The organism is Cobetia crustatorum (genome assembly GCF_000591415.1).
Taxonomy (GTDB): domain Bacteria; phylum Pseudomonadota; class Gammaproteobacteria; order Pseudomonadales; family Halomonadaceae; genus Cobetia; species Cobetia crustatorum.
In genome coordinates, this window is record NZ_JEMF01000061.1 from 1 (window position 1) to 16423 (window position 16423).

The following is a 16423-nucleotide window of genomic DNA, read 5'->3' on the forward strand; positions in this document are numbered from 1 at the left end:
GCGTCATGTGGAACTAAACTTCTAACATTGCAACATCCAACACTAGCCTATCGCGATCTATCAGGCTTCGGCAGGAGCGTAGGAGCCATCTTCGCGATGGTTTTCCTTGCCGGTAAGACCTGGCGTGAAGACACAGGCCAGATGCATGGTCTTGGTAGCGCGCAGCAAGTGATCGTCGTGCTTGTCTAGAATATAAACATCGCCCGGCTTGATTGGCCAGATTTTGCCATCAGAGAGGGTTTCTACCTCGCCCTCACCTTCCATGCAATACACCACTTCATAGTGATGCTTATAGTGGATATGAGTCTCGGTACCTTCGAAGATACGCGTAATGTGGAAGGAACATTTTCCACCATCTTCGTCCAACAACAGGCGCGTGCTGTCCCAGTTGCCATTTTCAGCTTTCACCAGACGCTCTGTCTTACGAGATTCTTCGAGATTACGAACGATCATGTAGTTCTCCTTTGTATGCTGCCAATAACCGGCAGCTGACTAGGCGACACGCAGGATGGCACCACGATAACCAGAAGGTGCGCGAACGTCCTGCCTTACTTGGACTGAAGACACGGCTTGTTACTTAAGAACGGCAGCCGCATTTTCTTCGATGATGTCGAGCGCTTCCAGCAGGTCTTCATCACGAATGGTCAGCGGGCACAGACATTTGACGACCTGACCTGAGTGACCACTGGTCTCGATGATCAAGCCCTGCTCGAAGCAACGGCTGGTAATGGCATCAGCCAGCTCGCCACTGCGCACATCGATACCACGCATCAGGCCACGACCTTTCTCGTGAGCTTCGAAGCCGTTTTCACGTGCCTTGGCGGCAATCTTCTGGAAGCGCTCTTCGACAATACGGCCCTTGCGCAAAATATCACGCTCAAACTTGTCATCACTCCAGAAGTGGCGCAGTGCAGCGGCGCCCGTCACGAAGGCCAGTGCGTGACCACGGAAGGTGCCGTTGTACTGACTCGGTTTCCACTGATCGAGCTCAGGGCGCATCAGTACCATCGCAAACGGCACACCAGAGGCGGACAGTGACTTGGAGTTACACACCATGTCGGGCACGATATTGGCGTGCTCGAAACTAAAGAACTTACCGGTACGCCCACAGCCTGCTTGGATATCATCGATGATCAGCAGGATCTTGTGTTCTCTGCACAATGCATCGAGACGTTGCAGCCATTCGATGGAGCTGGGTTGATACCACCCTCGCCTTGCACCGTTTCCACCAGTACTGCTGCCGGACGATCCAGACCGCTTGAAGAATCCTTGAGCAGCTTGTCCAGGTAAGCAACAGTGTCGATACCCTCGCCCATGTAACCATCGAACGGTACGAACTGAGCACCCTGTGCCGGCAAACCAGCGGCATCACGGAACTTGGCATTACCCGTGGTAGCAAGTGCCCCCATGGTCACGCCGTGGAAGCCATTGGTGAACGATACGATGTTATGACGACCGGAAATCTTGCGTGCCAAGCGAATGGCAGCCTCAATGGCGTTAGTGCCTGTCGGCCCCGGGAAGTGAACTTTATAGTCCAGTCCACGTGGCTTGAGAATGACTTCATCAAGAGCTTCAAGGAAATCGCGCTTGGCAGCAGTCCACATATCAAGACCGTGGATGATGCCATCACTGCTGATATAGTCGATTAGCGCTTTCTTGAGAACAGGATGATTGTGGCCGTAATTCAACACACCAGCACCGGCGAGAAAATCGATGTAACGCTTGCCATCCTCGGTGAATAGGTAGGCATTCTGCGCTTTGGTGAATACTGTCGGGAAGGAACGCGAATAAGTGCGCACTTCGGATTCCATCTGTTCGAGAATCTGCGTGTTCATGCTATCACCTCCCTGGTGAGGAATATCCATCACTCGCCCACTACATCGAAGCGTCTTCACTATTCAAAGAATACTTCACGCTGCAGGAACATCGAGTGGGAAATCCCATGGGTATCGAAAAGAAATCTGACGCTTATCACTATCATTCTTGGCGTACAGCAACCTTCTTGTCACTGCTACGCATCGGCGGCTTTCTCGCGTGATGCCCCTCATACATTGACCCAGGCATCGTGACTACGCGAAAAGAGCGCCCTTGGCACTTAAAGGTCGTTCGGAAGAAACGGCCCGATACGTACCAGATTCTCTGGCAGATGCTCTCCACCCAGTTGGTCGGTAGAGAAGTACTCGCGTGAGTTCAGCGGTACCTGCCAGCGCTCCGAGAGACGAGTGAATAGCGCCCACGATGCTTCATTATCAGGGGTGATGGTGGTTTCCAGATGACGCACATGCGCCATTTCCGGGCGTTTCATCACGGCCTCTATCAAACGACGAGCCAACCCTGTGCCACGAGCCTTCTCACCTACGGCAATCTGCCACAGGAAGAATGTCTGGGGGGCATCATTGCGGGTATAGCCTGAGACGAAGCCAACAACCTCACCCTCTTCATCTGTTGCAACCGCACAGCTATCGCGAAACTGTGTCGCGAGTAACAGGTACGAATACCCTGAATTGAGGTCCAGCGGCGGGCATGCCTTTACCAGCTCATAAATGCCCCAGCCATCATCTGTTGTTGGCTGTCTGATGAACAACGGCTTTGTGGTGCGGTTGATCACGGCATCGTGCGTATGGTGGGCCAAGCCCTGAATCGTGGAAGTCATTGTCATAGTTTTCATTTGATGTTTCGCAGTTGGCGAATTCGCCGTAAACCATAACAAATGATTATAGAACTTGCAAACCATAAGTTATTCTCACGCAGCACATGGATAACAGGAGATTATCCAAAGAGCGTTCAGGATGCATGCAGAAAAGTGGGGGGATCAGGACCAGGAAGTGGCATCGCCGTCTTGGGTGCGCAGGAACGCACACGGCGCCCCGGTGAGGCGCCGTGCAATGAAGCAAAGAGAAGCTAGAGAGCCCTGATAGCAAGACGCTCTATCCTAATGAGGGAGCCACGCACGCTTAGTTGCGAGGCTTCAATGCAGGGCTGCTTGTCGAAACCGCCTCACGACGCTTTTTTGCCGTGGCAACTATCTGACCTAATTCATCATGTCGGCTAAATTGAACCGCACAGTTACGGCCCTCATTCTTGGCGGCATACAGCGCCATATCGGCATTGTGAGATAGTTGCTCGCGATCCTGGCCATGCTGGGGGGCAATGGCGATGCCGACACTGCACCCGACTTCCAGCTTGTATTCCTCGTAGAGGAACGGCTTGCCAATGCTATCAATGATGCGTTGGGCGAGCTGGGCCAATTCTCCATGGCGCCCAAGATTTGCCTGAATATTGGCATTATGTACCAGTACCACGAATTCATCGCCGCCCAGGCGCGCGACAAAGTCGCTCTTGCGAATAACCTTCGTCAGACGCTCCGAAATAACCTTGAGCGCCACATCACCCGCAGCGTGGCCGTGAGTATCATTAATGGGCTTGAACTTGTCGATATCGAGCATCAGGCACGCGAGCTGCCCGCCGCTCTCATCAACCTCCTTGAGGAAATGATTGATACGCTCATAGAAGTGCTGACGATTCGGCAAGCCAGTGAGAGAGTCATGCATGGCGAGCTGAGTGATACGCTTTTTATAGTTGTTGCTTTCAATGATGTTGTATTTGAATTTCTGGAGCGCACGCGCCATCTGTCCAACTTCATTGGGACGCTGAGTCCCATCGATCACCACACTGACATCATCTTCAGCCAACGTATTCATGGTGCTAGTGAGACGACGGATAGGTGACAACACATAGCGAGCAAAGAGCCACATGGAAATACTGATCAGCACGAGAATCATCACCAACGCCAAACCATTGACAATGGGTGCCAGAGAGGACAGTAGCTTCAAGGTCTTGCCGACAGCAGTAGAGGTGTGGTTGATACGTCGCGTGGTTTGATGATCCAGTGATTCCAATCCGGCTAATGCCGGTGTGTCATTGATCTTGACGCGCGCATCCAATGCACGCGAAGACATGCCTGATGTGCTCGCATGCAGTCGACTAATCATCGCCAGTCGATCACTGTAAGACTGCACCACGCCGGCGATATCTCGAATCGCACGTTGCTCTGCCTGATTTAGGCCCAGTGCCCGATAATCGGCCAGTGTCTGGCGCAACCGCCGGATGTCCTGGTCGGTTTGCTGACCATAGATGGCGTCGCCGCGTAGCACATAATTCTTGAAATGATGAATCATGGCGCCATAACCCATGTTGCGACGTAGATTGGCCGTCAGCCGTGCCTTGCCTGCCCCCGTATCAGTAAGATCATCGGTATTGTGTACTTCAGCTTCAGCAATCTTACGCAGTGTATTCAAGCCACCGACTGCGAGGTAATCGTCCACCTTGACCTGTTTGTCGATGGTGCCTGCGGTTTCCCCCCGTGCCTGCATGTCACGTACCTTGGTCACCATCTCTTCATAGCGACTCAGTGTTTGACGCAGTCCCGTGATGGCCATTTCTTCTTCCTGGCTCAAGCCAAGGTTCTGGTACCGCAGCAAGGCGCTGCGTGTTGCACCTATCTGGCGCTGAATCTCTGCGACTAGCGAGTCATCCTCACGAAGTATCAAATTCTTGAAATCGTGGATCATGCCCCCGTAACCCAGAGACCTGGTGATCTGGCTTTCCAGCCGAGCCTTGTCCGAACGGGCCTGCTGATATTCCTGCCAGTCATGCTCAAGCCCGGTGACATTGCGCGTAATAAAAGCCAGCACCGTCAATAACACCAGTCCTGCCAGTGCCGATAGCACGCAGATCATGATATTGATGGTACGAAAACGAAGATTGGCCAGCTTCATGAGTGATGCTCTCTTGGCTTGAGATGTCGATGAAATAGGGCTCCAGACAGCAGCACAGCGAGCCTACAGCAAGAATATTTGATCAAGATACCAGAAAAACTAATACCTCATGCGTATAGGTGCTAGTACTTGCTGCTTCTAAATAACGCTGCCGCTCGTTACTTGGATGTTCTGATACACCATAAAGACAAAGACCCCCGCATGGAGTGGCCAATGCGGGGGTCTTTATGACTCTTGAAGAGCTAGCGAGCCATGACTATCAAACCTAGCTCGCTAGACAAAGAATCAGTTGTAGTAAGCGTTGGTGGTATCAGTGTGGTCTGTTACGTCACGCACACCGGTCAGTTCCGGAATACGCTCCATCAGTGTCTTCTCAACGCCATCCTTGAGGGTCAGATCAACCGCAGAACACCCTTGGCAACCACCACCGAACTGCAAGATTGCCACTTGCTCTTCGGTCAGCTGCACCAGCTTGATCTCGCCACCGTGGGCTGCAAGCCCTGGGTTGATCTCGCTATAAAGAAGGTAGTTGATACGATCTTCCAGCGGACTATCAGCATTGACCTTGGGCATCTTGGCATTGGGTGCCTTGATAGTCAGCTGACCGCCCATTCGATCGGCATTGAAGTCGACAGTGGCTTCTTCAAGGAAGGCGATGCTGTTCTTGTCGAGATAGACCTTGAGCTTGGGAAGTGCCAGCACCTCATCGGTCGGCTCTTCTTCGCCCGGACGGCAGTATGCCAGGCAGGTCTCGGCGTAGGGCGTGCCCGGCTGAGTAATGAAAATACGCACACCAATGCCTTCGACGCTCTGCTTCTCGAGCAGCTCTGCCAAGTACTCTTGGGCGCTATCGGTAATCTGGATGCTCTCACTCATGGCGCAGAGACTCTCTCGATGTCAGGTGACTAATAGCCTCATGTTAAGGAAAAGCTAGCGCGCTCGCAATCCTGAGCAATTCACTCGGGATTATCTTGGCGCCTCCCGGCTAGAAATCCTGACGGGATTCCTCATGTTTCAAGAGGTAGAGCGCTCGCCGGAGCATGGCGCAGCATCGGTAGTCTGGTAGGATACGACCACCGTGCCGAAGGAGTTATTCCTTGCCACCGGCCATTATAATCATGAGTTCGCGCCTGTAGCAGCGTAGAGTCCCGTCTCACGCAACCCTATAGGACACAACGCGACACGCCTTATCTGCTGGAGACTGTCATGGCGAAAGCCTTAGCCCCCCTGCTCCCTGCGCTTGAACAGGCATTAACTGAACGCATTCTCATCCTTGATGGCGGTATGGGCACCATGCTGCAGAGCTATGGCCTCGAGGAAGGCGACTTTCGCGGCGAGCGCTTTGCCGATTGGCCCAGCGACATCAAGGGCAACAATGACCTGCTAGCACTGACACGCCCCGATATTGTCGCAGCCATTCACCGTGCCTATTTTGAAGCCGGCGCCGACATCGTCGAGACCAACACCTTCAATGCCACCCAGTTGTCACAGTCAGACTACGGCATGGAAGCACTGGTCTACGAGATCAACCTCGTGTCAGCACGCCTGGCACGCAAGGCTGCCGATGATGTCGCTGCAGAGACGGGTATCGCGCGCTTCGTTGCGGGTGTGCTTGGCCCAACCAGCCGTACCTGCTCCATCTCGCCGGACGTCAACGACCCCTCCAAGCGCAATGTGACCTTTGATACGTTGCGTGATAATTATCGCGAAGCGGCGTTGGCTCTATTCGAAGGTGGCTCGGATCTGATCCTGATCGAGACCATCTTTGACACGCTGAATGCCAAAGCCGCTATCTACGCGCTTGAAGAATTATTTGACGAAGGCTACCCGCGTCTGCCGGTGATGATCTCAGGTACGATCACGGACGCCTCTGGCCGTACGCTTTCGGGCCAAACTACCGAAGCCTTCTGGAACTCGGTACGTCATGCACGCCCGCTGAGCGTTGGACTCAACTGTGCGCTTGGCGCAGAAGAGTTACGCCCTTATTTGCGCGAGCTGTCGGATAAGGCGGATACCTTTGTTTCCGCTCACCCTAACGCTGGCCTCCCTAACGAATTCGGCGAGTACGACCAGACCCCCGACGAGATGGCCGAGATCATTGGTACCTTCGCCGCGGATGGTCTGCTCAACATCATCGGTGGCTGCTGTGGCTCCACGCCGGAACATATCCGCGCGATCAAGCGCGTGGTGGATCAATGCGCGCCCCGCAAGGTGCCCGAGATCGCCCGAGCTTGCCGCCTGTCGGGGCTTGAGCCGTTCAACATCACGGCAGACTCCCTGTTCGTCAATGTAGGGGAGCGGACCAACGTCACTGGTTCTGCGCGTTTCCGCCGTCTGGTCAAGGAAGAGGATTACACCACAGCGCTGGAAGTTGCACTGGAACAGGTCGAGAACGGCGCGCAGATCATCGACGTCAACATGGACGAGGGTATGCTCGAGTCCAAGGAAGCCATGGTGCGCTTTCTGAACATGATTGCTTCAGAACCGGACATCTCGCGCGTGCCGATCATGGTCGACTCCTCGAAGTGGGACATCATCGAAGCGGGCTTGAAGTGCATCCAGGGTAAGGCGGTCGTCAACTCCATCTCGCTCAAGGAAGGAGAGGAAAGCTTTCGGCATCAGGCACAGGTCTGCCGCCGTCATGGCGCTGCCGTCGTCGTAATGGCCTTTGACGATGTGGGCCAGGCGGACACCTACCAGCGCAAGATCGAGATCTGCGAGCGTGCCTATCGCTTGCTGGTCGATGATATCGGCTTCCCGGCAGAAGACATCATCTTTGACCCCAACATCTTTGCCATCGGGACGGGGATCGAGGAGCACAACAACTACGGCGTCGATTTCATCGAAGCGACGCGATGGATTCACGAGAATCTGCCTCACGCGATGATCTCCGGTGGCGTTTCCAACGTCTCGTTCTCGTTCCGTGGCAACAACCCTGTCCGTGAAGCCATTCACTCTGCCTTCCTCTACCACGCCATCCAGGCGGGCATGAGCATGGGCATCGTCAATGCCGGTCAGCTGGCGCTTTATGACGACTTGCCGGAAGAACTGCGTGAAGCCGTTCTTGATGTCGTGCTCAATCGTCGCGATGACAGTACCGAGCGTCTGCTCGACATCGCCGACAAGTACAAGGGGGATGGCAGCACTGCCGAGAAGAAGGAAGATCTCGAGTGGCGCAGCTGGCTGGTCAACAAGCGAATTGAGCACGCGCTGGTCAAGGGCGTGACGGTTCACATCATCGAAGACACTGAAGAAGCACGCATTCAAGCGGCGCGCCCCATCGAGGTCATCGAAGGTCCGTTGATGGATGGCATGAACGTAGTCGGCGACCTGTTCGGCGCTGGCAAGATGTTCCTACCGCAGGTCGTGAAATCAGCCCGTGTGATGAAACAGGCCGTGGCTCATCTCATTCCCTACATCGAAGCGGAGAAAAATGGCAAGGTCGAGGCTAAGGGCAAAATCGTGATGGCCACGGTCAAGGGCGATGTGCATGACATCGGCAAGAACATCGTTGGCGTGGTGCTTCAGTGCAACAACTACGAGGTGATTGATCTGGGCGTCATGGTGCCGGCTGAGAAGATTCTGCAGACTGCCATCGACGAGAAGGCTGACATCATTGGCCTTTCAGGCCTGATCACACCGTCGTTGGATGAAATGGTCAATGTGGCCAAGGAAATGAAGCGCCGCGGCTTTGAGTTGCCGCTGCTGATCGGGGGCGCAACGACCTCCAAGGCACATACTGCCGTCAAGATCGAGCCACAGTATGATCATCCTGTCATCTATGTCACCGATGCCTCACGTGCAGTGGGCGTGGCGTCTCGATTACTCTCCGACGACCTCAAGCCCGCCTACGCGGCCGAGATTCGCGCCGAGTATGAGAAGGTGCGTGAGCGCAATGCCAAGCGCCGGCCCAAGGCAGCGGATCTCGATTATCCCGAAGCACGCAAGCGTCGCTTCCAGCCTGACTGGGAGCAATACACACCACCGGCACCCAGCTTCACAGGGCTCAAGGTCTTCGATCACTACAACCTTGATGAGTTGATCGAGTGTATCGATTGGACGCCGTTCTTCATGAGCTGGCAGCTGGCGGGCAAGTATCCGAAGATTCTCGAGGATGCCGTGGTCGGCGAGGCGGCGCGCGCGCTGTTTGCTGACGCCAAGGTGATGCTGCGCAAGCTGGTCGATGAGAAAGTGCTGACCGCACGCGGCGTCATCGGTTTCTGGCCGGTCAACGGCATTGATGACGATACGCTGGAAGTCTATACCGATGAGTCACGCACAAAGGTGATCGAACACCTGCACCATATCCGTCAACAGATGACCAAGAATCGTGATGGTATCTGCTATAGCCTCGCGGACTTCATTGCCCCCAAGGCAAGCGGCAAGCCAGACTGGATTGGGGTTTTTGCCGTGACGACGGGGCATGGCGCGGATGAGCTGGCCAAGCAATACGAAGACGCAGGCGACGACTATAGCGCCATCATGGTCAAGGCGCTGGCGGACCGCCTTGCCGAGGCGTTTGCAGAGCGCCTCCACGAGCGGGTACGCAAGGAGTTCTGGGGCTACGATGCCGATGAATCATTGGATAACGAGGCGATGATCGCGGAGAAGTACCGTGGAATTCGTCCGGCGCCAGGCTATCCAGCTTGCCCGGATCACACCGAGAAAGCCACGCTGTTCCGCATGCTTGAGCCTGATACCAATGCCGGCATGATACTGACCGACAACTTTGCGATGTGGCCTGCAGCCGCTGTGTCGGGATGGTACTTCGCGCATCCGGAGTCCAAGTACTTCTCGACTGGCAAGATCACTCGTGATCAAGTTCAGTCGCTGGCGACACGCAAAGCCATGGAGATGAGCGAGATGGAGCGTTGGCTGTCACCGGTGCTGAGTTACGATCCCGACGCGAGGTAATGCCATCAGTGTGTGAATGCTGTACTAACGACACAGCTTCCCTGCCGTAATACGCAACAATGCCCCACACCTTGATGGCGTGGGGCATTGTTGCATTGGGTCGACACTACGTCTCCACCATGTCTGCTTAATGGCCCACTCGAGGACGGCCTTACCCTCCCCGCTTGCGGTACAGACACATAGCGTATTTTCCCAGTGCCGAGCACGCTATCATGTCCGCTTTCTTCTGCTGTCGTGAGTCGCCTGTGCTGCCGTCATTACTGCGCCCTTTTCATGCCCGTTCATCCTGCCGCCTACCCACCCTCTACGGAGCGACTCATGCTGCCTGATCGTGCACGCAGCATCAGAATTCTTACGCTGGCACTGCCGATTATTGGTGGCATGCTCTCCCAGAGCTTACTCAATCTGATTGATGCGGCACTGGTCGGTAATCTCGGCGAAACCGCACTCGCAGGAGTCGGCATCGGCGGCTATGCCATGTTCATGGTGACGGCAATGCTGTTTGGCCTGTCTTCAGGCGTGCAAGCCCAGACGTCTCGACGACTTGGTGAAGATGCCCACACACGGTGCGGCGAAGGACTGAATGCAGGGCTCATCATTGCGCTTGTAATAGGTTTACCACTGAGCGCTATCTGCTATCACTGGTCATATGAGTTACTGGGGCTCATCAATGATCAGCCCGAAGTCCGTGACACTGGTACTACATATTTCCAATGGCGAGTCATCGGATTATTACCGATTGCGATGGCCTTCTGCTTTCGAGGCTATTGGAACGGCATCCAAAGTACCGGCATCTATCTGCGCATCATGCTGATCATTCAGCTAGTCAATGTCGTGGCCAGCATCCTGCTCATCTATGGATTACTGGGTCTGCCACAGATGGGGGCTGACGGTGCTGGCGCTGGCACAACTGTATCGCAATTTGTCGGACTCGGATTATGGCTAAAAGCCACCCTCAAGCACGACAAGGGCCATGGTGTACTTCAAACATGGCCCAAGATGGCCACCCATCTGGCCACCTTGAAGTTAGCAACCCCTCATTCCTTCCAGCAACTGTGGTTTGCTGCCGGTTATGCCGTGCTGTTCTGGATTTTAGGTCAAATTGATGCTGCCAGCGTTGCCGTCGGCCACGTATTGGTCAATCTATCGCTGTTATTGATACTGCCTGGCGTAGGGCTGGGACTATCAGCCATGAGCCTCGTAGGACAGGCGCTAGGCCGTGGCCAGCAGGAAGAAGCCTATCGCTGGGGCTGGGATGTCGTGCGCATCGCCCTGCCTTGCCTTGTACTGCTCGGGCTGCCGCTAATACTCGCCACAGACCAGATCCTGGGTATGTTTCTTCATCGCGAGAGTCTCATCGCGCTTGGCCATCTCCCGCTTCAGCTGACGGTAGTGATGACATTCGTGGATTGCACGGCCATCGTCCTCGCTCAGGCGCTACTGGGCGCGGGGGCCAATCGCACCGTCATGCTGGCCACCCTCACTCTGCAGTGGCTAGTGTTTCTGCCATTGGCCTGGTGGGCGGGTGTTCATGAAGCAGGAGGGCTGCTCGTCATCTGGTGGGTGCAGCTGGGCTATCGTCTGCTCAACTCCTTACTCTTTGCGCTGATATGGCAACGGCGGAAATGGCAACAAATCGAGATATAGTTACGATCTTGCGAGGATATACAGACAGTTATCCGCAGCGCTTCGTTGACAGAAAGTTTATCTTTGCATGAGCGCTAGGAGCTCTCAGCATAAGTCATTGCGCGTATGCTACACACTTGTAATTTTATGTTACAAGGTGACGTCATGCATCAGCAATGTATCAAGCGATTGGCACGCCATGCTGCAGCCATGCGCTGGTGCTGCCTAATACTGGTAACGGGCCTGTGCCTGTCGGCCCTCCCTCGTGCCTTGGCGATAGAAGCCGCAACTACCTCGAATCGGGAGTCATCGAATCACGCCATCTACTCGCCAATTTCAGCGACTTTCATCAACCCTGGACTGAAAGGTGAGCGTTTCTGGGACATGATTGTCGCTACGATGCAGGCCGCCGCCCAGGATTTGAATATACGCCTTGAGGTGTTGTATGCCGACCGCGTACATGCCGCCATCCCTTATCTCATAAACGATATTCTTCGGCGCAAAACACCACCTGATTATTTGGTAGTGGTCAATGATGCAAAAATTGTTGCTAGTCTGCTACCCGCCATTGATAAAAGTTCCATAAAGCTACTTATGATAGTCAATGGCCTGGATGATGAGCAAAAACGAGAATATGGCATTCCAGGCTCTCCTCATCAGTCATGGATAGGATCTTTATTACCCGATATGGAAGGCGCTGCCCGTCGTACGGCGCGAGGGTTACTCTTGGCAGCACGCCAGCAGTTCGATACTCCTGTTTATCACGGGCTAGCACTGATCGGCGAGAACACGACTTCAGGTATTATAGCCATGAATAAAGGAGTACTAGATGTTTTTGCACATGCTGATGACCTGATACTGGATCGAGTGCTTGAAGCTCGCTGGAATCAGCAAGATGCTCAACGTCTGACAACTCACTACCTCGCATGGATGAAACAGAACGGAGAGGCACCACATATTATTTGGGCCGCCAATGACTCTATGGCAATCGGCGCAATAGATGCACTCTCTGCATCAGGCTTGACGCCCGGTAAGGATGTGTTTATCTCTGGCATGAACTGGAGTCCAGAAGTCATCAACATGGTAGAGGATGGCCGAATGCTGATGACTGATGGCGGCCATATCATGGCGGGAGCTTGGTCAATGGTCATGTTACGCGACTATGAAGACTCCACTGACATGCCAGCTCGAGAGATAATATTTCCAATGACGGCAATCACAAGAAACAACGTGGAATTTTATGGCCCGTCACTCAAGAACCCTCATTGGGATCTGGTTGATTTTTCATACTTCACACGTCCAAACGAAGGGCAGTATCATTTTCAGCCTCTCGATGTGCTAGAGCTGATGATCAATAATCAATATACCAGCAGTGCCATCGATAAACTGGCATTACCCATAACGGAACGCGGGAAGATTACGCCATGAGCATTGATATCCCGTCACCTAATCCATCAGCGAGCCCCCCACCCCACTTGCCAACTCCCGAGCATAGTAGCTCTCGATTACGCTGGCGCATCATTCGGTTATTAGTTCCGATAGCATTCTCTGTCTGTGCTCTGCTTGGTCTGTTGATACTGAGCTGGCATATCGACGAGCAAAAGAAAAAGATACATACGAATCATCTCAAGGCGCTCGAGATGGCATCACTGTCACTACCCGCCCCTATCTGGAATTTTGATCATGAGGTAGTAGATAAGTACCTGACAACACTACAAGCCGAGCCGACAATCCATGCCACGCGCCTTTATGACACACGCGGCAAGCTCCTCGTGTCACTGACTGACCCGATAGCAGCCATCGACCCGATGACACACAGCCAGATGCTCATTTATAGTAACTCACTCGTCAATCAGTCAGTGGGGCGTCTTGAGATCGATAGTACCTATACTCCCTTGCTCAATGAACGTAACGAAGAAGGGTTGGGGTTATTACTGATTGTACTCGGCATCGTGGCTAGTGTGTCTCTCCTACTGCTGTGGCAAATGCATGCTTACGTACTGAGGCCGCTCGATCGAGCGGTCAAAGGACTACATCAGATCGAGAACTCCGATGGTGATTTTTCACCGATGAAGCTCTCTCGTACACGTGAGATAAACGGTGTTATCCTGCAACTCAATCAACTCGGAAGTCGTGTTACTGATATTCTAAAAAAATTACGTGACAACGAGCAACGTTATCAGCATTTTTATCGTGACACACCCGCACTATTACTTGTCATTGACGAGGAGAGTATTATTCAAGATGCCAGTCAACTACTCATTGAGACAAGCGGATGGACGCGCCATCAACTTATAGGCGTCCCTTTCCATGAATTATTAAGCAGTCAAAATAAAGTAGATACTCTGCGAATTGAAACGTCACTGCGCAAGGGTAAATCCTGTAATGACATAGTGATGGACTTAAACTGTAAGTATCATGGTGATCGCCAGGTTCAACTCGTCATTCCGTCGTCAAACAGCAAAGATAAAAATGGCAGTATGCTGCTGTTGACAGATATTACCGAATTACTGATAACTCAACAGCGACTTCTTGAACACGAACTGATTGACCCACTGACACGTCTTCCCAATCGGCTTGCCTTGAATCAGCATCTCCAGCAATTGATTACAACAGATTCCATCTTCAGCTTGTTGATGATCAATATCGATCGCTTTCATAGCATCAATCATCACCTTGGTCCTGACGATGGGGATCGTCTCTTGGTCGAGACGGGTGAGCGCCTCAAAAGCTGCCATTCGGGCTGGATGGGCCGTATCGGGGGCGATGAATTCATCATGACCTGCGAGATTGACGAATTACGCTCACTGACGAAACGTATTGAGGAGGCTTTTTCGGCCCCATTACTAAAATCAGGCGAGCTCATTCATCTAAGTCTCAGCATGGCCGGGCTAGAGGCACAAATCGAAGGTCAGACGCCTAGTCGACTTATGCGAATGCTTGAAAGGACCATGATCGATATCAAGCATGGCAGCGGCAATCAATATCGTGCCTGTATTCGCGACAGTAATCAAAAGGATGGAGAAGCATTATTTCTCCAGGAAAACATGATTCGTGAAGCACTGACCATGAGATGGTTCACCCTCTACCTCCAACCTATCTATCTTGCCAATAGCCCAAATCTTGATGCACCTGAATTACTGGGTGCTGAGGTCTTGATTCGCCTCGAACATCCCGAGCTTGGTTTAATACCGCCCAATGACTTTATTCCTGCTGCTGAAAAAACAGGACAAATCATCGAAATTGGCAATTGGGTGCTGGAAGAGGCTGCAGTCATTCTCTGTGAGTGGCAAAAGCAAGGCTTCAGCACACGCTATCTCTCAGTGAATGCTTCGGTTGTCCAGTTCCGGGATCATGGGCTTCTTCATCAACTGGAATCGCTACTCGAGCGCTACCCGATAAATCCGACCAAACTGGTGATCGAGGTAACAGAAAATCTCATGCTCAATAATGAGGAGAGTCTTCGATACCAGCTCAAGGAGATACGCAAGCTGGGAGTCAACCTGTCTCTAGATGACTTTGGTACAGGCTTTTCCTGCCTGTCTTATCTGCATGAGTTGCCCTTCGGTACCTTGAAGATTGATCGATCTTTTGTCATGAATGTGGAAACCAATCCTAGAGACAAGAAATTGGCTCGCGTGATCGTGGACATGGCCAGCTCTCTGGGAATGCAGATAGTCGTGGAAGGCATCGAGCAGCGAGGACAGGCAGAAATATTTCAGGCGATGGGTGTCCGCGCATTTCAAGGCTATCATTTTGCACGACCCATGCCCCAGAAAGTCTTTGAAGCACGCTTTAGCCCTGCTGCAGACACTCGCCTTAGCCAGCTACGCAGTCAAAAAGGATAGCAAAACAAGCGGTCAATCTCCGTATCCGGAATCTGTCAACATAGTTGGCACATGAAGTGGTTCTGGCTTTTTAAAGCCCTACTGCCTGCGGTACCGGATCCCGCTCCGGATTCAGATGCACTATCTCCGGCAGGTCGAGTTTCCGGATGTCGCCTGACCACCGCTCCGGGTGACGCTGCTTCGCGGCCTCGAAGACCTCTCGGCGCTGCGTCAGAATGCCTTTGGCCTCGCCGTCATGACGCTGGCTCGGCGTGACGTAGCGAAGGGCGCTGTGCCGGTGCTCATGGTTGTACCACTCGGTAAATTGCTGAACCCAGTCCTGAGCCTCGGCCAGGGTGGCGAACCCGTCGACGGGGAAGCCCGGCCGGTACTTCAGCGTCTTGAAGGCCGACTCGGCGAAGGCATTGTCGTTGCTGACTCGCGGTCGGCTGTACGAGGGAGTGATGCCCAGGTCATAGAGCTTTTCCAGGAAGGTCGCTGCCTTCATCGGGCTGCCGTTATCTGAATGCAGAATCAAGGGTTTATGACGATCTGTCAGGCGCTCTCGCCAGCAGGTTTTCTGAATCAACTCAGCGGCCAGCTCGCCAGTCTCTGTTTCATAGATCTCGTGCCCGACGATCTTGCGGCTGAAGACGTCCATTATCAGGTACAGATACCACCAAGTGCCGCGCGCGGGACCGGGCAGCCACGAAATGTCCCAGCACCAAAGCTGGTTCGGCGCCGTCGCCTGGTGAGTGGTCGGTGGGCGCTTACGCTGAGGGGCCTGCTGTCGGCCCCGGTGATGTTGCTGATCATATTCATGAAGCACTCGGTATATCGTCGACTCAGAGGCCAGATAGCGGCCCTTGTCAGCCTGATCGGCCACGATGAAGGCCGGAGGGCGGCTTCGGTACTCTGGAGCGTTGCACAACGCCACGATCGCTTTTCGCTCCTCGGGAGATAGCTTGTTGGCCGGTTCCGGGCGATCGGCGTCGGGGCGGCGGTCCGCCGTCACTTCGCCTTCTGCGACCCAGCGGTAGTAGGTCCGCACGTTGATGCCCATCACCTGACAGGCCTTGGCCAGCCGAGCCCCGTCACGCTGGGCGTCTTGCACCAGGGTCACGATGCGCTGGCGATCCGGGAGGCTGGTCAGTCGTCCTCGTCGTGGGTCGTGCCCCAGATCGCCTCGGCTTTTTTTGACAGGGTCAACAGGGCCGCCGTCTCGGCGAGGGCCTTGTCCTTGCGGTGCAGCTCGCGCTCCAACTTACGGAGCCGCTT

The 16423-nt window shown here is 53.8% G+C and carries 9 protein-coding genes and 1 pseudogene; 4 read left to right on the top strand and 6 right to left on the bottom strand.

Features of this window, described 5'->3' with window-relative positions:
- Window positions 1–60 precede the first annotated feature (60 nt).
- The 5 genes and pseudogenes from BF12_RS0112835 to nfuA form a co-directional block, all read right to left on the bottom strand.
- Complete coding sequence (locus tag BF12_RS0112835; RefSeq protein ID WP_024952621.1) at window positions 61–453, bottom strand: ectoine synthase; 393 nt, start codon at window positions 451–453, stop codon at window positions 61–63.
- 120 nt (window positions 454–573) lie between these two features.
- Window positions 574–1835: pseudogene (ectB, locus tag BF12_RS20060) on the bottom strand (diaminobutyrate--2-oxoglutarate transaminase).
- A 260-nt stretch (window positions 1836–2095) separates the two neighbouring features.
- On the bottom strand, window positions 2096–2653 hold the full coding sequence (gene ectA, locus BF12_RS0112850; protein WP_084488111.1) for a diaminobutyrate acetyltransferase: 558 nt from the start codon (window positions 2651–2653) through the stop codon (window positions 2096–2098).
- 301 nt (window positions 2654–2954) lie between these two features.
- Window positions 2955–4778 (bottom strand): sensor domain-containing diguanylate cyclase, encoded by a 1824-nt coding sequence (locus BF12_RS21235; RefSeq protein ID WP_024952623.1) that lies wholly within the window; start codon window positions 4776–4778, stop codon window positions 2955–2957.
- A 285-nt stretch (window positions 4779–5063) separates the two neighbouring features.
- The gene (gene nfuA / locus BF12_RS0112860; protein WP_024952624.1) at window positions 5064–5654 is read right to left on the bottom strand and encodes a Fe-S biogenesis protein NfuA; all 591 of its coding nucleotides are present in this window, start codon (window positions 5652–5654) and stop codon (window positions 5064–5066) included.
- Between the two features lie 330 nt (window positions 5655–5984).
- On the opposite strand from nfuA, the gene metH reads away from it, so the two are divergent.
- From metH to BF12_RS0112880, 4 genes are all read left to right on the top strand, one after another.
- Window positions 5985–9692 carry a methionine synthase gene (metH, locus tag BF12_RS0112865; protein WP_024952625.1) on the top strand — a complete coding sequence of 1236 codons (3708 nt, stop codon included), beginning with the start codon at window positions 5985–5987 and terminating at the stop codon, window positions 9690–9692.
- 318 nt (window positions 9693–10010) lie between these two features.
- A complete protein-coding gene (locus BF12_RS0112870; RefSeq protein WP_024952626.1) occupies window positions 10011–11339 on the top strand; it encodes an MATE family efflux transporter in 1329 nt (442 codons plus the stop codon).
- Window positions 11340–11483: 144 nt separating this feature from the next.
- Window positions 11484–12746 carry an ABC transporter substrate-binding protein gene (locus BF12_RS0112875; RefSeq protein WP_024952627.1) on the top strand — a complete coding sequence of 421 codons (1263 nt, stop codon included), beginning with the start codon at window positions 11484–11486 and terminating at the stop codon, window positions 12744–12746.
- Entirely contained in the window at window positions 12743–15166 is a 2424-nt protein-coding gene (locus tag BF12_RS0112880; RefSeq protein WP_084488113.1) for a putative bifunctional diguanylate cyclase/phosphodiesterase, read from the top strand. Before BF12_RS0112875 ends, BF12_RS0112880 begins: the two co-directional genes overlap by 4 nt.
- A gap of 70 nt (window positions 15167–15236) precedes the next feature.
- Here BF12_RS0112880 and BF12_RS0112885 read toward each other — a convergent pair whose 3' ends face one another.
- Window positions 15237–16325, bottom strand: a complete 1089-nt coding sequence (locus BF12_RS0112885) for an IS3 family transposase (protein WP_156941177.1) — start codon at window positions 16323–16325, stop codon at window positions 15237–15239.
- Window positions 16326–16423 lie beyond the last annotated feature (98 nt).